Genomic DNA, 24,236 nt, shown 5'->3' with positions numbered 1-24,236 from the left:
ATGCAGCCGGTGGAGATACTGGCAAGCCAGCTAAAATCAGGGCGAGGTTGGACGGAGCACCTTGGTGACGAATTCCGTCAGCCCTACATGCAGCAGCTGGCTGAATTCCTCGCGGCGGAAGAGCAGGCGGGAAAGACCTTGTTCCCCGCCAGCCAGCATTGCTTCAACGCCCTGAACAGCACACCGCTGGATAAGGTGCGCGTGGTTATTCTCGGCCAGGACCCCTACCACGGTCCCGGCCAGGCCCACGGCCTGTGCTTCTCCGTGCGCCCGCACGTGGCCACGCCGCCGTCGTTGGTCAACATCTTCAAAGAAATCCACGCCGACCTCGGCATTCAGCCCCCAGACCACGGCTGTCTGCAACCCTGGGCGGAGCAGGGCGTGCTCCTTCTCAACAGCGTTCTCACCGTTGTCCAGAGCCAAGCTGGCGCCCACCAGGGCAAAGGCTGGGAAACCTTCACCGACCGCGTCATCGAAACCATTAACCGCGAGCGTGAAGGGGTGGTGTTTCTACTCTGGGGAAGCTACGCCAAGAAAAAAGGCCAGCACATCGACCGAAGCAAGCATCTGGTACTGGACGGGCCACATCCATCGCCGTTAAGCGCCTACCGCGGCTTCTTCGGCTGCAAGCATTTTTCCCGGGCCAACGAGTGGTTACAGCAGAAGGGCCTGCCGACCGTTGATTGGTCTTTGCCAAACAAATCGCAGCTACTGGAACAATACGGTAAGAGCCAATCCTGAAAAAATGAAGCGGCCCGAAAGAGCGGCCCGCAACTGTATTGATCGGCCGGAGGTGGGGGTATTTTCTCTGACAGGAAAAGGTGTCCGAGCGAAGCGAGTTCTTTTCCCGAAGAAAAATACCCCCACCTTCGGCCAGCCCCCAAACCTACTGAAGAAGCGCCATAGCAGCTTCCATCTGCGCATTCAGGTCCTCTTCCTCGCTCATATCCACCTCAGGATCCAACCCAAGACGATCAAACGCCGAAATCGTCTTCCAGTCCACCTCCGTCCAGGGATGATCTGTCCCGGCAATCAACTGCAGATTGGCAATCATCACCAGATCCGCATAATCCGCTGCCGGCACCTCACGATGCAGGTTCGCGTATTCCAGAGGCACATTCTGAAGTTCTTTCGGGAAATCCCATTTCTGCAGAATCGTCGCCCCGATACGCGGATGAATCTCATCAATCACATTGTCCAGCATGATGCTACTGATCTGAATATCCCGGTCTTCCACATAGCGCAGAATCGGCAACACCCCGATGAGGTGAACCAACCCGGCCAGGGTGGCCTGGTCTGCCTTGAGATTGGTGTAATGCTGTGCCAGCACATGGCACACCCCGGCCACCTCAGTGCTCTTTTGCCAGGTGGCACGCAGGCGCTTGTCGATCATGTCCGAAGTGGCCTGGAACATCTGCTCCATGGCAAGACCCATCGCCAGGTTGCTGGTATAAGCCATGCCCAGGCGACCAACCGCCATATTCAAGTTCTCAATCGCCCGGCTGCCGCGAAATAGCGGGCTGTTGCAGACTCGAATGATACGGGCTGACAGGGCCGTGTCGTTGCTGATGACCTTCACCAGGTCAATAATGGCCGAGTCCTCGTTTTCTGCGATGTCGCGTACCTGAAGCGCAACTTCCGGAAGTGTCGGAAGTACCAGTTTGTCGTTTTCAATAGCGTCGGTCAGGTCGGTTTTTATGGTTTCTACAATGTTGGACATAGTCAGTTTGAATCCGCCTGTTAAGTGTCACCTGGCCGGCAGGAACGTCCGGAAAGGCTAATATGTTCATGTATATGACGTACTTTATAGCAAATTATCGGGATTCTTCCTGTCAACTTATGTATCAGGCGTGTCGGTTTTTTCACGCTCCGGAACAGAATACGGCAAGGGGCGCAGTGACAGAACCGCGTCGGAGGCGCTCTCGGGTACCAATGATTTCTCCGCCGCATCGTGGCGCACAACGGCCAGAATCTCCGAGTGTCCGTGAGAGAAACCAACAGAATTCACGACATTTCCCACTGACCGATCTCCGTCCAGCAGCGACTCACCGGGGGCAGGCAGGGTGCCGGCATCGCTGCAGGTATACCGGAAAAGGCTTTTTTTGAGTTGCCCCAGGAAGTGCATGCGCGCGATCACTTCCTGCCCGGTGTAGCAGCCTTTCTTGAAGTGGATGCCTCCAACATGCTGCCAGTTCAGCATTTGCGGCACGAAGCTCTCCGTGGTGGCGGCCGTGAGCGATGCTACGCCGGCAGCAATTTCGGAAGCCTGCCAATCGGCGAGGGGGGCTGCAGGAATGTCCGCCAGAGCCTGTTGTAGCGATGTGTCCAGATCACCCGTTTGCCAGAGTTCATAGCGAGCCATGCCCTCGGCGGTGTCCATCGTACGTATCACGTGGCCTCCGTTGATTTTCACGGAATCGCCTGCGACTGCCAGTGCACCGGTGCCTTCTGGCAGCAGTTTTTCTACTGCGGCATCGCCCAGAAGTCCGATGATCCGAGCGTCCGACTCTACCTCCATTGACGTACCACGGAACAACATCAGGTACTTGCGCAAATGAGTCACCGTGCCGTCGGAGAGATCCGCTGGCAGCTCCATCAATATGTCATCACCATCCCTCACCAACCGGGTCAGGCAATAGGCGCGCCCCTTGGGTGTACAGGCTGCCGCTCTTGGCGAATGACCCTGGGTGACATCGTCGATCTGCTGGCTGAACTGCCCCTGCAGGAACTTGTCAGTGCCTGGCCCGGATATTCGAACCATGACACGGTCAGAGATGAAAACGCAGCGGGGCTGGGGAAGCGGATGGTTGGCCAACGGACTTTCGATGTCTGACATGAAACACTCCAGAATCAGTGGATTTCCTGCGTTTGGCGACCAGATGCCTTGCTGCCAGAGGTCGGGCCCAGGCGAAGCCAGACCCGCAAACGGCGGAATGCATCGGAAGGGATGTTGCGAAACCGCGGCGTAACGGCAACCAGGACAACAGGATATGTACACGATATGGTGCCGGAATGCTGCAGTTTCAAGATCGCAAAGTGGGCACCCAGACGACTTTCGTCCGCAACCTGGACAGCGCGGTCCTGCCCAGAGCGAAGGCGCACGTATAATTGCTCGCCCTCAACCCGTAGTTCGGTTACGGCTTCCGGACCGACCAGCAAGCCGGTTCGGCGATACTGGAAAACCGCACCCACGAGTGAGGGGATAGCCAGCACCAGAAGGAGGGGGCTGAACTCACTGGCTACGGCGGATACGAACAGGGTCAGCGCCAGCCAGGGCAGGGCGCACAGTAACCCGACAGCGTGGGATGGAATCAGTGCCAGTTCAATCCGGCTGGACACGGTTCAGTATGAGGTCAACGATGCGTTGCAGGTCGGGATCTTCCGGGCGGCTGCGCTGCATGAACCACTCGAACATATCGGTGTCCTCGCAGTTGATCAGCTTTTGGTACCGTGCCTGGTCCTCAGCGGGAAGATCTCGATAGGCGTTCTCAAGGAATGGGATCAGCAAAACGTCCAGTTCAAGCATGCCGCGGCGGCTGTGCCAGTAGAGGCGGTTGAATTCAGTATTGTCAGACATTGATTCTCTCAGTTAACCAGTGGGCATTGGAGTGGACCGAGCCATTTCCTTCAGGGAGACGACCGTCGGTAAGTGGTGGGAACCAGTACAGTATCCCTTGCCTCGTGGAGTAGTCCGGGGAAATCCAGTGTGTAGTGCAGGCCGCGACTTTCCCGGCGCTGCAACGCGGAACAGATAATCAGGTCCGCCACGGTCACCAGGTTGCGCAGCTCAAGCAGGTCGTTCGAGACGCGGTAGTTGCTGTAGAACTCGCCAATTTCCCGTTCCAGCAGATCAATCCGGTGCTTGGCTCTCTGCAGGCGTTTGGTCGTACGAACGATGCCAACATAGTCCCACATGAAATGCCGCAGTTCGTCCCAGTTGTGGGAGATTACCACGTCTTCGTCGGAATCCCTTACCTGGCTTTCGTCCCAGTCCGGTGCTTGGGGTGGTGCGGGAATGTCCGATTCCCGTCGCGCTATATCCGCAGCGGCGGCACGGCCGTAGACCAGGCATTCAAGCAGGGAGTTGCTGGCCATGCGATTGGCGCCATGCAGACCGGTAAACGCGGCCTCGCCGACAACATAGAGCTGGTTGATGTCGGTGCGGGCGCGTTCGTCACTGAGTATGCCGCCACAGGTGTAGTGCGCGGCGGGTACCACCGGGATCGGTTCTTTGGTGATATCAATCCCGAACGTCAGGCATTTTTCGCGAATGGTTGGGAAATGCTGTTTGATGAACTCGGCCGGTTTATGGCTGATGTCCAGGTATAGATGATCAGCACCCAGCCGTTTCATTTCGTGGTCGATGGCGCGGGCCACGATATCCCGGGGCGCCAGCTCGCCTCGATCATCGAAGCGATCCATAAAGCGGGAGCCGTCCGGAAGCTTCAGCACACCGCCTTCACCCCTCACTGCCTCGGTAATCAGGAACGACTTGGCATGTGGGTGGTACAGGCACGTGGGGTGGAACTGGTTGAATTCCATATTGCCGACCCGGCAGCCGGCGCGCCAGGCCATGGCTATACCGTCTCCCGAAGCTCCGTCCGGGTTGGTGGTATAGCGATACGCCTTGCTGGCGCCGCCCGTGGCGAGGATAGTGAACCGGGCCCGGAACAGTTCGACATGGTTGTCTTCCAGGTTCAGTATGTAGGCGCCTACGCACGCGTTTCCAGGCAATGCCAGCTTGCGATTGGTGATCAGGTCTACGGCAACCCTGCGGGACATCAGGGTAATGTTGGGGCGCGCCTGGGCCTGGGACGTCAGGGTGGTGGAAACAGCGTGGCCGGTGGCATCGGCCGCGTGGATAATGCGGCGGTGGCTATGCCCGCCCTCCCGTGTCAGGTGGTACTGGGACTGGTCATCGCGGGTAAAGGTGACGCCGCTGTCGATCAGCCAGTTGATGCTCTCGCGGCCATGCTCAACCGTAAACCGGACAGCATCCTCGTGGCAGAGGCCGCCCCCGGCGTTGAGGGTGTCGCTGACGTGATTCTCAAGAGAGTCGTCGTCATCCAGCACGGCGGCAATGCCGCCCTGGGCCCAGAGTGTTGCGCCGCTGCTGATATCGGCCTTGCTGATGACGGCGATCTGCAGGTGCTCGGGCAAATTCAGGGCAACAGTGAGGCCGGCAGCACCGCTGCCGACAATCAGGACATCGAATTCGTAGGACTGTGGCATCGGGTCGTAATCGCGGGCCATAATGTGGATGTGTATTGAACTAAACTTTGCGCTCGCTGTCTATTTGGCCTGACGGGGTGCTCCCGGATAAAAGGGGGCATTGTAGACTCATCGGATGCCGGACAGCAGCATGATTCCATTGAATAGCAGGCAAGTGGGCCAGACGGTCGAACGCTATGGCAACTCCGGCACTCCGTCCATGAATGCGGATACAGAAAGACACAAGGAAGACGGCAGCGAAAGCCAGACAGACCTTCAGCTGGTAAGAAAGGTCCGTCATGGTGATCGGCCCGCCTTTGATCTTCTGGTTGTCAAATATCAGTCCAGGGTTGCGTCGATTATCAGTCGTTATGTCTACGACAGCCAGGAGGTGATGGACCTTACCCAGGAAACCTTCGTCAAGGCGTACCGGGCGATTGACCGTTTTCGGGGAGACAGCGCGTTCTACACCTGGCTGTACCGTATAGCCGTGAATACGGCCAAGAATTTTCTTGAGTCCCGCGGGCGTCGTCCGCAAGGCAGTGCCGACGCGGGGGAAGCCGAGAATTACGACGACGGTTCAAGACTCAGGGACAATGCGTCACCGGAGAAACTGTTGCAGCGGGATCAGTTGCAGAGCGCGCTCAGGGTGGCGATATCAAACTTGCCGGAGGAGCTTCGATCTGCGTTTTTGCTCAGGGAGTACGATGGGCTGAGTTACGAAGACATCGCCGGTATTCTCGAGTGCCCCATCGGCACGGTAAGGTCACGAATATTCAGGGCACGGGATGCAGTGGATCGCCACCTGGGCCCTTTGTTAAATGATTCCCGGACGTAATGAGGTTGCATCCTATGGATGATCGTCTCAAAGAAACGCTGTCGGCAATGATGGATGACGAGGCAGACGAATTGTCAGTTCGCAGACTGCTGTCACACGCTGAGCAGGATCAGGTTCGTTCGCAGTGGCAGCGTTGGCAGCAGGTGCGGGATCTCATGCATCAGGGCAGCGTGGCACCGGAGGCTGTGGATGTCAGTGCTGGGGTCAGGGATGTTCTGGATGGCAGCGGTGCGGTATCGCCTGCCGCGACAGTCGGCTCGATGCCCCGCCGGGACAAAAACTGGCATTGGCCAGCGGTTGCGATGGTCACACTGGCAGCGGTGATTGGTTTTGGCGCCGGTGCTGGTTGGGAGTCCGCCGAAGATGGTGGAGCGATTGCAGCCGCGGGCGTTTCAGAAGAACAGGATCGGCAGGAGTCGGCGGTCGAGCCGGTGCCGGAGGTGGCATTGCAAGGACTTGATGAAGAGCAATGGGAACATCTTAGCCGCTATCTTCTTGAGCACGCCCAACATAACAGCGTAGGAGCCGGTCGAGGCTCCGTTGGCTATGCGCGTGTCGTTAGCGCGTCCGGACCAGGGTATTGACGTTTCATGTTTGCAGGACACTGGCTGGAGTTAAACGGCTGATGGGCAGAATCGCAATGGCAATCCAGAGTCGATTCCCTGGTGCAATCAGGCACGGGCTGGTCATGTTGACGTTGCTCACCGTTCTGACAGGGCAAGTGTCTGCCGAGACGGCGGAGAGCGCCGGGAAGAATGAACAGAGCGCCGAATATTGGCTCAACCGTCTTGGTCCTGCCCTCAACATGACGTCCTATCGCGGCGTCTTTGTGTATGCCCGGGGTGATCAGGTCAGTTCGATGCAGATTGCGCACCGGTATCGGGATGGCATGGTGGAAGAGCGGCTGGTTCTGCAGGACGGAGCCAGCGGTGAGATCGTGCGAAAGGGGATGCGGGTTGTCTGTGTGCTTCCTGACCATGGGCGCATCCAGTTGGATCAGGTTATTCCGTCGGGTCCTTTTGCCGAGGCATTTTCCCATCAGTTGATGCCGGTCAGTCAATGGTATCAGCCAGAGCTGGTGGGCGATGATCGTATTGCTGGTTACGATGTGGTCAAGCTCGGGCTCAGGGCGAGGGATGATCTTCGATACAGTCACCAGTTATGGCTGGAAAAATCCACCGGTCTGTTGGTGAAGAGCCATGTGCGTTCCGTCGGCGGTGAGGTGCTTGAGCATTTTCAGTTCACCAGCCTTGAAATAACGGACTCTCTCCCGGATAGCGAATTTATCGTGCAAACGGAGGGAGAGGCCATCAAACGGGAATTGAAACCGGAACAGACGTCGTCTCCCGCGGCACGGATGGATGGTTGGACGCTCGAGTGGCGCCCGGATGGTTTTGTTCCCGCCGCTGCCCCGCGATCAGGCAAAGGGCAGGCAGTGGCGTTCTCGGATGGGCTGGCAGCCTTTTCTGTGTTTGTCGAACCAGCACGGAAGATGGTGATGCCCACCGGCGCTTCGCGAATTGGCGCCACCACGGTGTACATGAAACAGCTCAGTGTGGATGACATCGCGTTTTTCGTGACTGTGGTTGGGGAAGTTCCACCGACGACGGCCCGTAAGGTGGCCGAATCAGTGACGATTGACGATACCCTGGCGTTCGGCGGAGGCCGGAAATGATTACGGAAACCGGGAGGGTTGTCGGTGTTGCCGGCGACCGGGTATGGGTGCAGACGATTCGCACCAGCGCCTGTGAAAGTTGCTCGGCTCGTCATGGCTGTGGCCAGCGTGCACTGGCCGGTGTTTCAGGAGGCAGGGCCAATCAGGTTCTGGTGGCCAACAGCCTTGGTGCCGAGGTGGGTGATGAGGTGACGGTGGCCATTGATGAGTCCGCGCTGCTTGGTGCTTCCCTGCTTGTTTACGCCCTGCCATTGGTGTCGATGGTGGCCGGGGCTGTTTTGGGGCACCAGTTGTCGGCAGGCCACGCGGCCAGTGAGGCCGTCGCCATGATGGGTGCTGCGGCGGGACTTGCCCTGGGCTTCCTGGCCGCTCGCAGGGGGCAGTCACGTAAAGCGGGAACCTGGGAGCCGACACTGGTGGAGGTCAGGCAGGGGGTGGTCGCTTCCCCGGAATGATGTTCCAACAGGCTCTGTTGAAATTATCGGCTTTGACCGCACATTGAGTTTATAACGTCCGCTGAACAGGGGGTCTTTAATGCCTGAAGTAAAGAACGATCAAGACATGCTGCGCCGGCCTCAGCGCCAGGGTTCCATTGTGTTCGTCTGGTATCTTTTGTGTCTTCTTGTTCCCTTGTCTCTGGCTCAGTCTGTCTCAGCTCGCAGTCTCCCTGACTTTACCGAGTTGGTCGAAGAGAACTCGAATGCTGTGGTCAACATCAGTACAACGACCGAGCCCAAGTCAGCGAATCGTGGCCGCTCAAACGGTCTCCCTTTTAACGATCGACAGCTTGAGCAGTTACCGGAGTTTTTCCAGGATTTCTTCCGCGGTCCCCAGTCACCGTTTGGCGGCAGCCCTGGTGGTTCAGCCCCGCGTCAGTCCATGGGGTCCGGGTTTATCGTTTCCAGTGATGGCTATGTGTTGACCAATAACCATGTGGTGGAAGGGGCCGACGAGATCATTGTGCGCCTGAATGACCGTCGGGAATTGCCTGCCAAACTGATTGGCACCGACCCACGTTCGGACATGGCGGTTCTGAAGATTGAGGGCGGCGACGACTTGCCTGTGGTGCGGGTCGGGCGCTCCAATGACCTGAAAGTGGGTGAGTGGGTCCTGGCTATCGGCTCGCCCTTTGGTTTTGATTACACCGTAACAGCGGGCATTGTCAGCGCCCTGGGCCGTTCACTGCCATCGGAAAACTACGTTCCGTTTATCCAGACTGACGTTGCTATCAACCCGGGTAACTCCGGCGGGCCACTGTTTAACCTGGACGGCGAGGTTGTGGGTATTAACTCCCAGATCTACACCCGCTCGGGTGGATTCATGGGGGTGTCCTTTGCAATCCCCATTGATGATGCCATGAATGTGTTCCGGCAGCTTCGGGACGATGGATCGGTGTCCCGTGGCTGGCTGGGTGTGCTGATACAGGAGGTTAATCGAGATCTGGCGGAGTCATTTGGCCTTAAGCGTCCTCGAGGCGCCCTGGTTGCAGAAGTGATGGCGGGCTCGCCTGCCGAGAAAGCGGGATTGCAGGCGGGTGATATTGTGCTCGAGTACGAGGGCGAGGACGTGACGTTGTCTTCGGATCTGCCGCCGATGGTAGGCCGTACGCCGGTCGGTGAAACGGCCACCATGGAAGTAATGAGGGAAGGCCGGCAGATTACACTGGACGTTGAAATCGGCAAACTGCCGGAAGAGGGTTCGGAGCAGGCCTCCGCTCCGGCGTCCAGCAACAACGGCCCATCATCGGCGCCATTGGGGATGACGGTTGAGCCTCTGCCAACTGAGCTTCAGGAGTCGCTGGGGATATCTGGGGGCGTGCTTGTGGCAGAGGTTGCCCGCGGGCCAGCGCTTGATGCGGGTATCCGTCCACGGGATGTGATCACCGAGCTGAACCGCCGCAAAGTCACCTCTGTGGAGGATTTCCGCGAAGCGGTATCCTCCTTGCCAGACGACAGCGCCGTCTCGGTGCGCGTTGTTCGCCAGGGGCGGGCCACTTATCTGGTGATGAAGCCCTGACGGTTGATCCGCCGGATCGGCGGACACAAAATGGTACAAAACTGAGAGCCCTGCTGGGGGTCGTTTAAACGACAGCCAGTGGGGCTTTTGTTATACTTCCCAAAATAATCAGATTACTGGCCACGGATCGGACCTGCACGAGAATGATGAACAGAAAGGAACTTCCCCTCCGGAAACTGCTCCAGCTGCGCTACTCGTGGGCAGCATGGCTAGTGCTGATTGCATCTCTCGCTGTCACCGTCCTGTTATGGCAAGTTTCCATTCGCCTGGTCGAAGACCGTACCGAAGCCCGTTTCAAAACACAGTCACTACAGCTGCGAACTGCTATTGAAGAGCGCCTGCTGAATTATGAGCAGGTATTGGCCGGCAGTGCGGGCCTGTTTGCCGTTGCCGGTGAAGTGGATAGGGACGATTGGCGTGAATACGTCGACAATGTGGATATCAACCGGTATTACCCGGGCATCCAGGGTATTGGCTACGTGAAAAGAATAGGTGTCCGCCAGATGGCGGACCACATCGCGTCGGTCAGGAAAGATGGTGTCCTCAATTACCTCGTGACGCCTCTTGGTACCGGGCCGGATTACTACCCCATGGTGTATCTGGAGCCCGGAACAGAGCGGAATCGCAAGGCACTTGGTTACGACGCCTTCAGTGATCCTGTGCACCGGCATGCCATGGCGAGGGCACGGGACCATGCCGAGCCAAAAGTGACGGGTAAAGTCGTGCTGGTTCAGGAGGAAGTGGCGGAGGATCAGGCTGGCTTCCTGATGTATTACCCTGTTTACCAGGGTGGGGAAATACCTGAAAGTCGTGTTGAGCGGCAGATGATGCTCGCCGGTTATGTGTTCAGTGCCTTTCGGATGAACACCCTGCTCGATGGCATCGTCGGCCTGATCTCGCCATTCCTGGACGTGAAAATATACGACAGCGGGGAGGTGTCACGGGATACGCAGATGTATGGGTCAAACCTGGGCTCCCTGGATGAGGATTTCAGTTTTGAAATGAGTCAGACCATTACCCACGGTGGGCGCGACTGGTTGCTGCAAACCCGTTCCACACCGGCGTTTGACTACTTGGCGTCTGATCCGCGACCGCCCATCGTTCTCGGTTCCGGTATTGTTATCAGTCTGCTGATGTTCCTGTTCGTGTTGACCATGATTCGCGGCCGGATCATGGCGCAGATTGGCGCGGGTCGCTACCGGGCTATTACCGAAGGTGCCGCGAACGTGACTCTTGTGCTGGATCGCGATGGCACGCCGCGTTACGCCAGTCCGTCCAGTCACGACATTTTGGGCTTCGATCCCGACAAGGTTTATGGTCTGGAGTTGGCCTCCCTGGTGCATGCCGAGGATTGGCCGCAGTTAAAGTCCGGGTTTGATGAAGCGGTCAAATCACCTGGGAAGCAGATGCCGGTGATCCGTGGTCGTATACGCGATGCGCAAGGTCAGTGGCGGGATATGGAAGGCACGTTCACAGCCATGCTGACGGTGCCCGGCGTGAATGGGGTGGTGTTGAGCCTCCGTGACCTGACCCAGCTGAAAGCCGCACAGACGGAGCTGCATCGCCTGGCGTTCTACGATCCGCTGACCGGGCTTGCCAATCGCCAGTTGTTCCGTGACCGGCTTAACCATGTGGTGCGCAGAAGTCGTCGCACCGAAGAGCCGGCCGCCCTGATGTTCCTGGATCTTGACGGCTTCAAACGTATCAACGATACCCTCGGCCACGATAGTGGCGACGAACTGCTGAAGCAGGTTTCCCAGTGGTTATCCGGCTGCGTGCGGGAGGAAGATTCGGTGGCCCGGCTGGGTGGCGACGAGTTCGTGGTGCTGTTGTCACGAATCAGCGGTCCCGATGACGCTGGCAAGGTTGCCGAAGCCATACTGCGGAGGCTGTGCCAGCGAATTCGTCTCAACGATCACGAAGTGGGGGTTACCGTCAGTATCGGTATTACCATGATCCCTCACGACAGTGAGGACCCTGGTACGCTGATGAAATACGCCGACCTGGCCATGTACCGGGCCAAGGAGTTAGGGCGCAACACCTACCAGTTCTTTACCCCGGCCATGAACATCAAGGCCGCCAGGCGGCTGCTTCAGCAGGAAGAACTGGCGACCGCACTGGAAGGCGATCGGTTTGTGCTGCATTACCAGCCCAAGGTGGATCTCGAGAGTGAGCGGGTGATTGGCGTCGAGGCTTTCCTGCGCTGGCACCACCCCGAGAAGGGGCTGGTCAGTGCCCAGCAATTCATTACCCTGGCCGAGGAAACGGGCCTGATCATACGCCTTGGCGAGCTGGCGCTGAGGCAGGCCTGTATCCAGGTTCAGGCCCTCGAACGGGCTGGGTTTGAATCGTTGAAAATGGCGGTCAACCTGTCCGTTCGCCAACTGACGGATTCCGGGTTTCTGGATATGATGCGCCAGGTCATTACCGAAACGGGGGTGTCGCCAGAGCGGCTTGAACTTGAAATGCCAGCGGAGCTTCTGAATGAAGACCCGCGCATGCTGAGAGAGCTCCTTGTGTCGCTGCACGACATGGGTGTCTGCCTGATCCTGGATGATTTTGGCACCGGTTCCTGTTCTCTGGTGGCGCTCCAGCAGTTGCCATTGGACGTTATCAAGATTGACCATCGTTTTATTCGCGACATCCCGTACAACGTCAGTGCAACCGATGTTGCCTCGGCGGTGATCGCACTGGCCAGAAAGTTACACTTGACCGTTGTTGCCGAGGGTGTGGAAACGCCTCAGCAGTTGAGCTTCCTCAAAAGCGCCGGTTGCGCCCAGTGTCAGGGCAACCTGTTCAGTTACCCGCTGGACGAGGATGCGCTTATCGGCTTCCTTATTCGGCAATATGAACGGCCGCTGATCTCCTGATCATGGCAATAGCGGCCGGTAACCGGTAAAATCACGCCGTCGCCGGACTCCGGCAACGGCCCTTCCGGGCTCAATCCTTCGTCTTTTGCGAGTATTCATTGTCTGTGACTGAACTGAGCCGAATCCGAAATTTTTCGATCATCGCCCATATTGACCATGGTAAATCCACTCTGGCAGACCGCTTTATCCAGATCTGCGGTGGCCTGACAGAACGCGAGATGGCTGAGCAGGTCCTTGATTCCATGGATCTTGAGCGTGAGCGTGGTATTACCATCAAGGCCCAGAGTGTGACTCTGAACTACAAGGCTCGGGACGGCATTGAATACAAACTGAATTTCATCGATACACCCGGCCACGTCGACTTCTCCTACGAGGTATCGCGTTCACTGTACGCCTGTGAAGGTGCGTTGCTGGTGGTGGATGCCGGTCAGGGCGTTGAGGCCCAGTCTGTCGCCAACTGTTACACCGCGATTGAACAGGGGCTGGAAGTGGTTCCGGTGCTCAACAAGATGGACCTGCCGCAGGCTGAGCCGGATCGCGTAGCCCAGGAAATTGAGGACATCATTGGTATAGAGGCAACCGACGCCGTGCGCTGCAGCGCCAAGAGTGGTTTGGGCGTCGAGGATGTTCTGGAAGATCTGATCAGGAAAATCCCGCCACCCAAGGGTGATCGAAACGCGCCCTTGCAGGCACTGATTATTGACTCCTGGTTCGACAACTACCTGGGGGTTGTGTCGTTGGTCAGGGTGACTGAGGGCACCCTCAAGAAGGGCGACAAGATCGTCATGAAGTCGACAGGCAAGGCCTGGAATGCGGACAAGGTCGGTATTTTCAATCCCAAACCCAAAGACACGGATATTCTGGAATCCGGGGATGTCGGCTTTGTGGTGGCCGGCATCAAGGACATTCATGGGGCGCCGGTGGGTGACACCATCGTTCAGCAGAAAGGCTCGGACGACATCCCGATGCTGCCCGGCTTCAAGAAGGTCAAGCCTCAGGTCTATGCGGGCCTGTTTCCAGTCAGTTCCGATGACTACAACGATTTCCGGGATGCTCTTGAAAAGCTGACCCTGAACGACGCCTCGCTGTTCTTCGAACCGGAGAGCTCGGATGCCCTCGGATTCGGTTTCCGTTGCGGCTTCCTGGGCATGCTCCACATGGAGATCGTCCAGGAGCGGCTGGAGCGGGAATACGACATTGACCTGATTACCACGGCCCCGACGGTTATCTATGAAGTCGTTACCAAACAGGGTGAGACGCTGTCGGTAGACAATCCGTCCAGTCTTCCGGATATTGGGTCCATCGAGGAGATGCGCGAGCCAATCGTGGAGGCCAGTATTCTGGTGCCCCAGGAACACCTGGGCAACGTGATCGCCCTCTGTGAGGAAAAGCGCGGCATCCAGAAGAACATGCACTTTATGTCCACTCAGGTTCAGGTGACCTACGAGTTGCCGATGGCCGAGGTGGTGCTGGACTTTTTCGACCGGATCAAGTCCGCCAGCCGCGGGTTCGCATCGCTGGACTATCAGTTTGTGCGGTTCCAGGCGGCCAACCTGGTGCGCCTCGATGTGCTGATCAACGGCGAGCGCGTGGACGCACTGGCGCTGATTGTCCATAAGGACCAGTCCCACTACCGGGGTCGCGCCCTGATCGACAAGATGAAAGAGCTGATCCCACGCCAGATGTTCGACATCGCCATTCAGGCGGCTATCGGGAATCAGGTGGTATCGCGAGTGACCGTCAAGGCGCTTCGCAAAAACGTCACCGCCAAGTGTTACGGTGGCGACGTCAGCCGGAAGAAGAAACTGCTGCAGAAGCAGAAAGAAGGTAAGAAGCGCATGAAGCAACTGGGCAATGTTGAGGTGCCTCAGGAAGCATTCCTTGCCGTATTGAAAGTGGATAACTAAAAGGCACCTGAATGGATATTGATTTCCCCCTGGTTCTGGTTGTTCTGACGTTTGCAACGGGGCTGATCTGGCTGTTGGATGTTGTATTTCTGCGTAAGCGCAGGCTCGCGGTTGTAGAAGGCGCCAGCGGGGAGGTTGAGGCTGAGGAAGAACCTAAGGAGCCCTACCTCGTTGATCTTAGCCGTTCGTTCTTCCCGGTGCTGGCGGTGGTGCTGGTTCTGCGCTCGTTTCTGGTGGAGCCTTTCCAGATTCCGTCCGGCTCCATGTTGCCTACCCTTGAAGTCGGAGACTTCATCCTCGTTAACAAATACGCCTACGGGCTTCGCCTGCCGGTTGCGGGCAACAAAATCCTGGCAGTGGATGACCCCCAGCGCGGTGACATCATGGTGTTCCGCTATCCGGATGACGGCAGCACCAATTACATCAAGCGGGTGGTCGGGCTTCCGGGAGACCGTATCCGATACCAGGATCGGGAGCTGTTTATCAATGGCGATAAAGTGGAGACACGCTTTGTTGCCCGGCTGCCACCAGTGGAGCTGAGACGTGAATACCTGGGCGACGTTGAGCACGACATCTTCCTGACCCTGGGGCGCACGGGGCGCTCTGGTGAAGGCGAGTGGGTGGTGCCCGAAGGCGAGTATTTCGTGATGGGTGATAATCGGGACAACAGTAATGACAGTCGCTATTGGGGCTTTGTTCCGGATGAAATGGTCGTTGGCAAGGCGTTCGCGATCTGGATGCACTGGCAATCGCTCACCAGTCTGCCATCCTTTGACCGAGTGGGCGGTTTGGAATAAGTACGTTGTTATTCAGGGGTGTATCTAACATGAAGAAGAACAGTCTTTCCTCCATGCATCGGCAGTCGGGTGCATCGGCGCTCGTTATCATGATTATGGTGCTCTTTTTCGGCGGCTTGCTGACACTGGCCATCAAGCTGGGGCCAGCGTATCTTGATGACATTACCATTCAGGAAGCGCTTGAGAGCCTGGAAGGAACAGAGGATCTTTCCACCATGGGGCCTGCTCAGGTGAGAAGTCTGATAAACAAGCGACTTAGCGTGAACAATGTTCGCGGTTTTGATGAAAAGAACATCACCGTTGAGAAGGACGGGGATCTGGTCATCATCAATGTGGATTACGAAGTCCGTAACAACCTGTTCCGTAATGTGGATACCGTTATCCATTTTCAACATGAGTATGAGATGAAGGGCAAGTGAGTTCGCAACCGGATCTCGAGCAGTTACAGCGACGTATCGGCTACCAGTTCAAGACGCCTGAGCGGCTGTTGCTGGCGCTGACCCATAGGAGTTTTGGCAACCAGAACAATGAGCGCCTGGAGTTCCTGGGTGATTCCATCGTTAACATGGTCATTGCTGAATACCTGTACCTGCATTTTGAAAAAGCCCGGGAAGGTCAGTTGAGCCGTCTGAGAGCCCGTATGGTCAAGGGGGTAACCCTCGCGGAAATTGGCCGTGAATTCGAATTGGGCAAGTACCTCAGGCTGGGTTCCGGTGAAATGAAGAGCGGTGGTTTCCGTCGTGAATCCATTCTTGCCGACGCTGTTGAATCCATCATCGGTGCCATATACCTGGACAGTGATTTTCACACCTGTCGGGAACAGGTTTTGCGCTGGTTTGAGGTGCGCCTTCAGAAGCTGGATCTGCAGGATACCCAGAAAGACCCCAAAACCCGGCTCCAGGAGTACCTGCAGTCACGGCAGTTTCCGCTGCCTCGCTATGACGTCATTTCCGTGGACGGTGAAGCCCACGCCCAGACGTTCCATGTTTCCTGTGCCCTGCCATCGCTGGACCGCAAAACGACCGGCACTGGCAATAGCCGTCGAATCGCCGAGCAGCAGGCCGCCCGCAATGCCCTTAAGCAACTGGGTGTGGAGAATGACTGATGAATGATGTGACTCGTCCGGAAAACCCGGACAGCCGTTGTGGTTTTGTGGCGATCGTCGGTCGGCCCAATGTGGGCAAGTCCACATTGCTGAACCACATTCTGGGCCAGAAGCTCAGTATTACGTCCCGTAAACCCCAGACAACCCGTCATCAGGTACTGGGCATCAAGACCGAAGGCCCGGTTCAGGCAATTTACGTGGATACGCCGGGAATGCACGAAGAAGAACCTCGCGCTATTAACCGGTATATGAACAAGGCGGCGACATCGGCCCTCAAGGATGTCGATGTTGCTGTGTTTGTTGTCGACCAGATGGCGTGGACGACGGCGGACGAAATGGTTCTGGAGAAGCTCAGTAGCCTGAAGTGCCCGGTGATTCTGGCAGTGAACAAGGTCGACCGCATTGAAAATCGGGAGGCCCTGTTGCCGCACCTCGATATGCTATCCCGGAAGCGCGAGTTTGCCGAGATCATTCCGTTATCAGCTCTCAAGGGGATGAACCTGGAGCCGCTGGAGGCTGCGGTCAGTCGGTTCCTGCCGGAAAGTGTGCATTTTTACCCGGATGACCAGATCACGGATCGCAGCGAGCGGTTTATGGCCTCCGAAATGGTGCGGGAGAAAATTACCCGGCAACTGGGAGCAGAACTGCCTTACTCCGTGGCGGTCGAGATCGAAGAATTTCGCAAGGACGGTAAGACTCTTCACATTTCTGCGCTGATACTGGTAGAGCGTGAGGGCCAGAAGAAGATCATTATTGGCGACAAGGGCGAACGCCTGCGGCGCATCGGTCAGGAAGCCAGAACAGATATGGAGCGCCTGTTCGACAGTAAAGTCATGCTGAGGCTCTGGGTCAAGGTCAAGCGAGGTTGGGCGGACAGCGACCGGGCATTGAAAAGCCTGGGTATGAACGACTTCTGAGGCAGCTATGACGGGGCCAATGCAACAGGAGCCCGCGTATGTCCTCCACCGCCGGCCCTGGCGCGAAACCAGTCTGATGGTGGATGTGTTTTCCCTCAACGCGGGCCGGGTAACCGTGATTGCCCGTGGTGGCAACAGCGCAAAGAGCCCGCTCAAGGCACAGTTGCAACCGTTCCAGCCTCTGTTGCTGGACTGGACCGGACGCAGCGACCTGAAGACGCTGACTCAGGCGGACGTTCGCAGCGGCCCCACCCTGAAGCGCACTCTCTCCCTGTACAGTGGTCTTTACGTGAATGAGTTATTGCAGCGTCTGCTGCCGATGGCCGACCCTCACCACCAACTCTTTGCTGCCTACATTGATGTGATTGCTGAGTTGTCGGAAGCCAGTGACGTGGAGCCGGTTCTTCGACGTTTCGAGCAATCCCTGGCTGCGGAACTCGGGTATGACTTCGTCTGGGATCAGGCGATGGATAGTGGGCAGCCGGTCGAGGCCGGTGGGCTTTATTGCTATGATCCGGAGCAGGGGATTCTGGCCGAGCCCTCGCCGGGCTCCAGGCTCCGGAACCTGCCCGGGGATACACTGTTGGCGCTGGCTGATGGCGACCTCGAATCTGCGGAGTGCCGGCGCATCGCCAAGCGGGTAACAAGGGTACTTGTGGACTACCTGTTGCAGGGCAAGGTGCTCCATAGCAGAAGCCTGTTCAGTCATCATCGAGGAGACCGTAATGACCTCTAGCTCAATGAAGCCCAGAGTTTTGCTGGGTGTGAATATTGATCATGTTGCTACCTTGCGTCAGGCCAGGGGAACCCGATATCCGGATCCGGTACAGGCTGCGATTCTGGCGGAAGAGGCGGGTGCCGATGGTATCACCATCCATCCCCGCGAAGATCGCAGGCACATCCAGGACCGTGATGTGCTCCTGCTGAAGGAAATCCTCACCACCAAGATGAACCTGGAAATGGCGGTCACTGATGCGATGCTGGCATTCGCCGAGCAGGTGCGGCCGGAATGTGTGTGTCTGGTGCCCGAAAAGCGTGAAGAGCTGACAACTGAAGGCGGCCTGGATGTGGACGGCCAGGAGGCGAGGGTGGCCAAAGCCTGTGACAGGTTGGCAAAGGTTGGTGCCGAGGTCTCCCTGTTTATCGATCCGGATGTGGCGCAGATTGATGCGGCAGTCCGTTGCGGTGCGCCGGTGGTGGAGCTACACACCGGGGAATACGCGGAAGCGACAGACCCTCAGATTGTTGAGGCGGCTTTTAACACCTTGCAGGACGCAGTGACTTACGCTCGCAAGAAAGGGTTGGTGGTCAACGCCGGCCATGGGCTGCACTACCACAACACCGAACGCGTTGCCGCCATCGCGGGTATCAACGAGCTCAACATTGGCCATGCCATCATTGCCAGGGCGGTGTTTACCGGGCTCAAAGAGGCGGTAAAGGATATGAAAACAATCCTCGAAAGCGCCCGAACCTAAGGCGCTGATCGTCCCTCAGTCCACGGTTGCCTGCCGAGGGTTTTGCTGCCGGAACAACTGCTGCCAGTCAGTTTGTTCGCTCCAGGTCTGCAAGCGCTCCATGGCTGCAAGCAATTGATTCTTCTGGTACTCCATATCCGGCGCTGCGCACTTCAAGGCGGTTTCCAGTTGGTTTGCAGCAGCGCGTAACTCCGGCACGCCACAGTAACGCGTGGCGCCATGCAGTTTGTGGACGCACTCCAGTAGCTCGTCCATGTCGCCTTTGCTCCAGAGTGCCGGCACCTGGTTAATGTCGGTATGGATCTGTTCGATCAGCATGCTGAACAGTTCCTCGGCCAGATCTGCTTTTCCGGCGGCCAACTGTACGCTTTCGGCCACGCTGACACAGTCAGGCTGTTTCTTTCTGGTTGACGGGCGAACCGAGCGGCGTGTATCGCGCACCTCGGGTACCGGCAGGTGTCCATCATCCGGGTCGGGGTGGCAGGTATAGCCAGTGTAGTCATGAATAATGTCGATCAGTTGGCTGTTGCTAATGGGTTTGGCCAGGTAGCCATCGAATCCCTGCTGGATCAGGCGGTCCTGCTCCTCTGCAAGGGCATGGGCCGTGAGCGCAATGATCGGAGTACGATGGCTGGCGCCATCAAGGCTTCTCAATCTCTCAGTGGTTTCCACCCCGTCCATTCCGGGCATCTGAAGATCCATGAAAACCAGGTCGAACGAGTGTTGGCGCGCCTTGCTCAGCGCTTCAAAGCCGCTGGTTGCTCCCTCAGCTACAACGCCGCAGTCGTTGAGCAGGGTCATTACCAGCTTCAGGTTGGCATCGTTGTCGTCCACCGCCAGCACTCTGGGTACGCGTGTTGATTGGGTTGGCAACTCACGGCTAATGGCATGGGAATGATCCGGCAACTGGCGTTGCCGGTTGCTGATACCGTGCACCAGCAGCAACAGTTCGTCGTACAGGGAGTCGCGGCATACTGGCTTGGTCAGGTGGCCACTGGCCAGCCCCGATAGCGGTGTATCGTGAGTTTCAAGGGTAGGGGTCAGCAGCAGTGTGCGGCAATCCCGCTCCAGCTCCAGGGACCGTACTAACGAGCAGTATTGGCTTGAATTCAGCAGGTGACGGGTGATGCCGACAACCGCAACGGCGTAACCGGACTGCTCTTTTTGAGCTTCCTCTATCTGCTCCTGCATGGCACCCGGTGATGAAACCCGGTCGACCGTCATGCCCCATTCCCGGAGCATATGTTCTACCGCCAGGCCGGTGGTTTTCTGTTGGTCAAGGTAGATGGCCCTTTCGCCGCGCAAAGAGTCTTTGGGCGCGATGGCTTCGCCGTTAGAAGACAGTTCCGAGGTCAGGGTAAACCAGAACGTGGAGCCCTTGCCCAGCTCACTCTCAAGCCCGATCTTGCCGCCCATTTCCTCAACCAGGCGCTTGGAGATCGCAAGCCCCAGTCCGGTGCCACCGTATTGCCGGGCAGTAGACGCGTCGGCCTGGCTGAAGGCGTTGAACAGGGACTGCTGCTGAGCTCGCGAGAGCCCGACACCGGAATCGGTAATGCTGAGTCTCAGGGTGATCCGGTTACTCTCTTTATCTTCTTCTTCAAGGCTGGCGCGCAGGACCACTTCACCGGTCTGGGTGAACTTGATGGCATTGTTGACCAGGTTGGTGATCACCTGCTTTACCCGTAGGGGATCGCCCATGATGTTGTCGGGTACATCATTGTAGACCAGTGGTACCAGGTCCAGGTTCTTGCTGTGAGCCGCCGGAGCCAGCATGACCATGACCTCTTCTACGATGTCCCGGAGTTGGAAGGGAATGCGGTCGAGGATGAGTTTGCCGGCCTCGATCTTGGAGAAATCCAGAATGTCGTTGATGATGGTCAGCAGTATTTCCGATGACTTGCGGATGGTGCTCAGGTGATCCCGCTGCTGGCGCGGTAGCGGGCTTTTAAGCAGTAACTCGGTGAAGCCGATGATGCCATTCAGCGGGGTGCGGATTTCATGGGACATGTTGGCCAGGAATTCCGATTTGATGCGGCTGGCTTCCAGGGCTTCCTTGCGGGCGAAATCGAGTTCGATGTTCTGGATTTCGATGGTTTCCAGGGTTTCTCTCAGGTCTTCCGTGGCCTGGTCAATGTTCTGCTGCATTTCCGCCTGGGCTTTGCTCAGTTCCCCGGCCATGGCGTTCAGGCCAGATTCCAATTGCTCGAATTCAGGGCCGGCGCGGGTATAGACCCGAGTGTCCAGTTTGCCTTCCTTGAGTTTGGCCACCGCCTCATTGAGTTCAAAGACAGGATCGGTAAACGAGCGGCTCATGCGTAGCGCAATCATCAGGCTGAGGAGTACGCCGCCTAAGACGAGCAACAGGGAAATCAGCAGTGCTTTATAGGTTTCCTTTTCGGTGCGTATGTGGGACATCTCCACGGTTACCCAGCCGATCGGTTTCTTGCCCGCCCCCACGTTCTGGCGGGAATCCGGGTCCAGCATGCTTTCGATCATCAGGTCCTGGAGATAGACCGGTGTCACGAAAACAGTACTGTCGGCGCGGGTAACCCGTACCGCTTCTTCGCCGGTCAACGTGTCCTTGCCAATATCGTCGGAGCTGCCGGGGCCTGTGTGCAGCAGCCGGTTATGCTCGCTGTCGAAGAAGGTAATCGAGCGCACATCCTGCTCTTCCAGAAGGGCGTTGGAGAGGCTGCTGAGCAGGCTTCTGTTGGCAGTGAACAGGCCGTATTCCGAGCCGGCTGACAGCTGCCGCGAAAGCGACTCGCCACGATCCTGCAGGAGGCTTTCAATGTTGTTGACCCAGCTGTAGGTGAAGAAAAGCCCCAGCATCAACGTGGTCAGAAGGGTGGGGACGAGTGTCACCACCAGTACTTTTTTGCGTATGCCCCAGCGCCGCATAGTGAGTTCCCGATTGACGTCGCCGGCCTGATATCCGGCATTCTTCCCTGTCAGAATAGTTGATTCCACGCAGTCTGGCCGTGATGGCGTCCCCGGATATAGCCCACAGTCATGGATATAGCGAGAAGCTGTATTGGGAGACTGCGGATATTCCGCGTATCATGCGAACCCGGAGTGTATCACAGGCTTGTGTCGTCGGCGTTACCCGCTGGCGGCGGGTTCCGGAAGAATTGAGGAAGGTTACAACATGCATTTCCCGACCATCGAAGATTATGTAGGGCATACGCCTCTTGTGCGTCTGCAGCGACTTCCGGGCGAGACCAGCAATGTGATTCTGGCCAAGCTTGAGGGTAATAACCCCGCCGGTTCGGTGAAAGATCGTCCTGCTATCAGCATGATCCAGGAAGCAGAGCGCCGGGGTGAAATCAAACCAGGCGATACCCTGATCGAAGCCACCAGTGGAAATACCGGAATTGCCCTGGCGATGGCGGCTGCCATCAAGGGCTACCGTATGGTGCTGATCATGCCAGCGAACATGAGCGAGGAGCGTCGAGCGTCGATGCGCGCCTATGGGGCGGAGATTGTCACCGTCACCAAAGAGGAAGGCATGGAAACCGCCCGCGACCTGGCCCAACAAATGGAGGCGGAAGGCAAGGGTAAAGTGCTGGATCAGTTTGCCAACCAGGACAACCCGCTGGCGCATTACCGCACCACCGGCCCGGAAATCTGGGAGCAGACGGCAGGGCGGGTTACGCATTTTGTCAGCTCCATGGGTACCACCGGAACCATCATGGGCGTGTCCAGGTATTTCAAGGAACGGAATCCCGATATCCAGATTGTTGGCCTGCAGCCCCAGGAAGGAGCGTCTATCCCCGGTATCCGGCGCTGGCCGGAGCCGTACCTGCCGAAAATTTTTGATGCCACCCGTGTGGACACGGTCATGGACATCGGCCAGCAGGAAGCTGAGGACACCATGCGTGCCCTGGCCAGCGAGGAAGGCATTTTCTGTGGTGTTTCATCAGGTGGCTCCATCGCTGCAGCCCTCAAGCTGTCCGCACAGGTTGAAAACGCGGTGATCGTGGCCATTATCTGTGACCGGGGTGATCGTTACCTTTCCACCGGTGTGTTTCCCGGTGCCTGAACCCATCAAGACCTGAATCCAGTTAAGAGACTTTCTATGAGTAGAAGACGCAGGAAGGCCCTGCCAAGCGAACCGGTGCGCTGTGTGATTGAAACCCTCAGTCACGATGGCCGGGGCATCGCCCGGGACAACGGTAAGGCACAGTTCGTCGACGGCGCCCTGCCTGGCGAGACGGTCATGGCCAAATTTACCAGTACACGCAGCAAGTTCGATGAATTACGTGCTGTGGAAGTGCTTGAAGCCGACGACGCGCGTATGACTCCGCCCTGCGACTTTGCCGACCTGTGTGGTGGGTGTAGTCTTCAGCACATGAGTGGCGATGCCCAGATCCGGTTCAAGGAAGATACCCTGCGGGAGCATTTTGCCCATTTTGGGGGCATTGAACCGGACGAGTGGGTGGCGCCCATGCGTTCCCCGGCTCTGGGCTATCGTCGCAAGGCACGGCTGGGCGTGAAATACGTGCCAGCACGGGAATCGGTGCTGGTCGGGTTTCGGGAAAAGCGCAACAGTTTCCTGACCGATATTGATCGTTGCGTGGTGTTGGATCCGCGTATCGGCGATCGCATCACGCCGCTACGTGAACTTCTTCATGGCATGGACGCCTATCGTCGCATACCGCAGGTGGAAGTCGCCTGCGGCGACGATTCGGCGGCGATGATATTCCGCAACATGGATCCGTTGAGCGATTCCGACAGGCAGTCGTTGATCGATTTTGGCCAGGCCCATGACTTGCATATCTATCTGCAACCGAAAGGGCCGGATACGGTTCACAGAATCTGGCCCGAGACCGGCGAAGAGCGACTGTCCTACGACATGGAGGAATTCGACCTGACCATGAAGTTCCATCCCATGGACTTTACCCAGGTCAATGTGGACATCAATCGAAACATGGTACATCGGGCCGTCGAGTGGCTGGACGTCCAGCCCGGTGAGCGGGTGTTGGACCTGTTTTGCGGACTGGGTAATTTCACCCTGCCGCTGGCTCGCCGTGCCGGGCAGGTGGTTGGAGTGGAAGGTGACGATGCCATGGTCGTCCGCGGGCGGGAAAATGCGGAACTCAACGGGCTATCGAATGTCGCATTCCACGGCGCTGACTTGCAGGCGGATTTCACAGCACAACCGTGGGCAGCGGAAGGGTTTGACAAAATCCTGATTGATCCGCCGCGTTCCGGAGCCCAGGAGGTGTGTGAATACCTAACAGCCTTTGGTGCGAAGCGAATTGTTTATGTCTCCTGTAACCCGGCCACGCTGGCTAGGGACGCAGGGGTGATGGTGCGTAATGGTTATCGACTGGTGAGGGCGGGCGTTATGGACATGTTTCCCCACACCACTCATGTTGAATCCATGGCGATGTTCGAGCGCGTGGATAATTGATGCCTC

The 24,236-nt window shown here is 57.4% G+C and carries 22 protein-coding genes; 16 read left to right on the top strand and 6 right to left on the bottom strand.

Annotated features, from left to right (window positions below):
• Positions 1–741 carry a uracil-DNA glycosylase gene (gene ung, locus SIC19_RS04635; RefSeq protein WP_036204167.1) on the top strand — a complete coding sequence of 247 codons (741 nt, stop codon included), beginning with the start codon at positions 1–3 and terminating at the stop codon, positions 739–741.
• A gap of 145 nt (positions 742–886) precedes the next feature.
• Here ung and SIC19_RS04630 read toward each other — a convergent pair whose 3' ends face one another.
• The 5 genes from SIC19_RS04630 to nadB form a co-directional block, all read right to left on the bottom strand.
• Positions 887–1,720 (bottom strand): HDOD domain-containing protein, encoded by an 834-nt coding sequence (locus tag SIC19_RS04630; RefSeq protein WP_036204169.1) that lies wholly within the window; start codon positions 1,718–1,720, stop codon positions 887–889.
• A gap of 117 nt (positions 1,721–1,837) precedes the next feature.
• Positions 1,838–2,836, bottom strand: a complete 999-nt coding sequence (locus tag SIC19_RS04625; protein WP_075195983.1) for a YgfZ/GcvT domain-containing protein — start codon at positions 2,834–2,836, stop codon at positions 1,838–1,840.
• A 14-nt stretch (positions 2,837–2,850) separates the two neighbouring features.
• Positions 2,851–3,339 carry a hypothetical protein gene (locus SIC19_RS04620; RefSeq protein WP_075195982.1) on the bottom strand — a complete coding sequence of 163 codons (489 nt, stop codon included), beginning with the start codon at positions 3,337–3,339 and terminating at the stop codon, positions 2,851–2,853.
• Positions 3,323–3,577: a succinate dehydrogenase assembly factor 2 gene (locus SIC19_RS04615; RefSeq protein WP_007152075.1), complete on the bottom strand. Its 255-nt coding sequence runs from the start codon at positions 3,575–3,577 to the stop codon at positions 3,323–3,325. Before SIC19_RS04615 ends, SIC19_RS04620 begins: the two co-directional genes overlap by 17 nt.
• A 50-nt stretch (positions 3,578–3,627) precedes the next feature.
• The gene (gene nadB, locus SIC19_RS04610) at positions 3,628–5,232 is read right to left on the bottom strand and encodes an L-aspartate oxidase (RefSeq protein WP_177190603.1); all 1,605 of its coding nucleotides are present in this window, start codon (positions 5,230–5,232) and stop codon (positions 3,628–3,630) included.
• A 199-nt stretch (positions 5,233–5,431) separates the two neighbouring features.
• Between nadB and rpoE the strand changes: the two genes are divergently transcribed.
• The 13 genes from rpoE (at position 5,432) to pdxJ (ending at position 18,811) form a co-directional block, all read left to right on the top strand.
• Positions 5,432–6,049 carry an RNA polymerase sigma factor RpoE gene (gene rpoE, locus SIC19_RS04605; protein ID WP_127402363.1) on the top strand — a complete coding sequence of 206 codons (618 nt, stop codon included), beginning with the start codon at positions 5,432–5,434 and terminating at the stop codon, positions 6,047–6,049.
• Between the two features lie 14 nt (positions 6,050–6,063).
• On the top strand, positions 6,064–6,633 hold the full coding sequence (locus SIC19_RS04600) for a sigma-E factor negative regulatory protein (RefSeq protein ID WP_075195981.1): 570 nt from the start codon (positions 6,064–6,066) through the stop codon (positions 6,631–6,633).
• 41 nt (positions 6,634–6,674) lie between these two features.
• Positions 6,675–7,724: a MucB/RseB C-terminal domain-containing protein gene (locus SIC19_RS04595; RefSeq protein ID WP_227544260.1), complete on the top strand. Its 1,050-nt coding sequence runs from the start codon at positions 6,675–6,677 to the stop codon at positions 7,722–7,724.
• Complete coding sequence (locus tag SIC19_RS04590; protein ID WP_036204183.1) at positions 7,721–8,179, top strand: SoxR reducing system RseC family protein; 459 nt, start codon at positions 7,721–7,723, stop codon at positions 8,177–8,179. The genes SIC19_RS04595 and SIC19_RS04590 overlap by 4 nt, the downstream gene beginning before the upstream one ends.
• A gap of 106 nt (positions 8,180–8,285) precedes the next feature.
• Complete coding sequence (locus SIC19_RS04585) at positions 8,286–9,740, top strand: DegQ family serine endoprotease (protein WP_083637228.1); 1,455 nt, start codon at positions 8,286–8,288, stop codon at positions 9,738–9,740.
• Between the two features lie 143 nt (positions 9,741–9,883).
• A complete protein-coding gene (locus SIC19_RS04580; RefSeq protein WP_036204191.1) occupies positions 9,884–12,610 on the top strand; it encodes an EAL domain-containing protein in 2,727 nt (908 codons plus the stop codon).
• A 104-nt stretch (positions 12,611–12,714) separates the two neighbouring features.
• Complete coding sequence (gene lepA, locus SIC19_RS04575) at positions 12,715–14,517, top strand: translation elongation factor 4 (RefSeq protein WP_075195979.1); 1,803 nt, start codon at positions 12,715–12,717, stop codon at positions 14,515–14,517.
• Positions 14,518–14,528: 11 nt separating this feature from the next.
• Positions 14,529–15,314 (top strand): signal peptidase I, encoded by a 786-nt coding sequence (lepB, locus tag SIC19_RS04570; RefSeq protein WP_075195978.1) that lies wholly within the window; start codon positions 14,529–14,531, stop codon positions 15,312–15,314.
• A 29-nt stretch (positions 15,315–15,343) separates the two neighbouring features.
• Positions 15,344–15,733 carry a DUF4845 domain-containing protein gene (locus SIC19_RS04565; protein ID WP_036204200.1) on the top strand — a complete coding sequence of 130 codons (390 nt, stop codon included), beginning with the start codon at positions 15,344–15,346 and terminating at the stop codon, positions 15,731–15,733.
• Positions 15,730–16,419, top strand: coding sequence for a ribonuclease III (gene rnc, locus SIC19_RS04560; protein ID WP_007152064.1), 690 nt, complete (start codon positions 15,730–15,732; stop codon positions 16,417–16,419). The genes SIC19_RS04565 and rnc overlap by 4 nt, the downstream gene beginning before the upstream one ends.
• The gene (gene era / locus SIC19_RS04555) at positions 16,419–17,336 is read left to right on the top strand and encodes a GTPase Era (RefSeq protein ID WP_036204205.1); all 918 of its coding nucleotides are present in this window, start codon (positions 16,419–16,421) and stop codon (positions 17,334–17,336) included. The genes rnc and era overlap by 1 nt, the downstream gene beginning before the upstream one ends.
• Positions 17,337–17,343: 7 nt before the next feature.
• Complete coding sequence (gene recO, locus SIC19_RS04550; protein ID WP_041335061.1) at positions 17,344–18,072, top strand: DNA repair protein RecO; 729 nt, start codon at positions 17,344–17,346, stop codon at positions 18,070–18,072.
• 4 nt (positions 18,073–18,076) lie between these two features.
• Positions 18,077–18,811, top strand: a complete 735-nt coding sequence (gene pdxJ / locus SIC19_RS04545; protein WP_075195977.1) for a pyridoxine 5'-phosphate synthase — start codon at positions 18,077–18,079, stop codon at positions 18,809–18,811.
• Between the two features lie 15 nt (positions 18,812–18,826).
• Here the strand turns inward: pdxJ and SIC19_RS04540 are convergent, their stop codons facing one another.
• Positions 18,827–21,715 carry an ATP-binding protein gene (locus tag SIC19_RS04540; RefSeq protein WP_075195976.1) on the bottom strand — a complete coding sequence of 963 codons (2,889 nt, stop codon included), beginning with the start codon at positions 21,713–21,715 and terminating at the stop codon, positions 18,827–18,829.
• A 247-nt stretch (positions 21,716–21,962) separates the two neighbouring features.
• Here SIC19_RS04540 and cysM point away from each other — a divergent pair, with 247 nt between their 5' ends.
• Positions 21,963–22,856: a cysteine synthase CysM gene (gene cysM, locus SIC19_RS04535; protein ID WP_036204217.1), complete on the top strand. Its 894-nt coding sequence runs from the start codon at positions 21,963–21,965 to the stop codon at positions 22,854–22,856.
• 36 nt (positions 22,857–22,892) lie between these two features.
• Positions 22,893–24,230: a 23S rRNA (uracil(1939)-C(5))-methyltransferase RlmD gene (gene rlmD / locus SIC19_RS04530; protein WP_051946599.1), complete on the top strand. Its 1,338-nt coding sequence runs from the start codon at positions 22,893–22,895 to the stop codon at positions 24,228–24,230.
• Positions 24,231–24,236: the final 6 nt, after the last annotated feature.

The sequence above is a fragment of the Marinobacter sp. MIT930201 genome (assembly GCF_047122665.1).
GTDB classification, from domain to species: Bacteria; Pseudomonadota; Gammaproteobacteria; order Pseudomonadales; family Oleiphilaceae; genus Marinobacter; species Marinobacter salarius.
The sequence above is the reverse complement of the archived record's forward strand: the minus strand, read 5'-3'. Positions and strand labels throughout refer to the sequence as shown.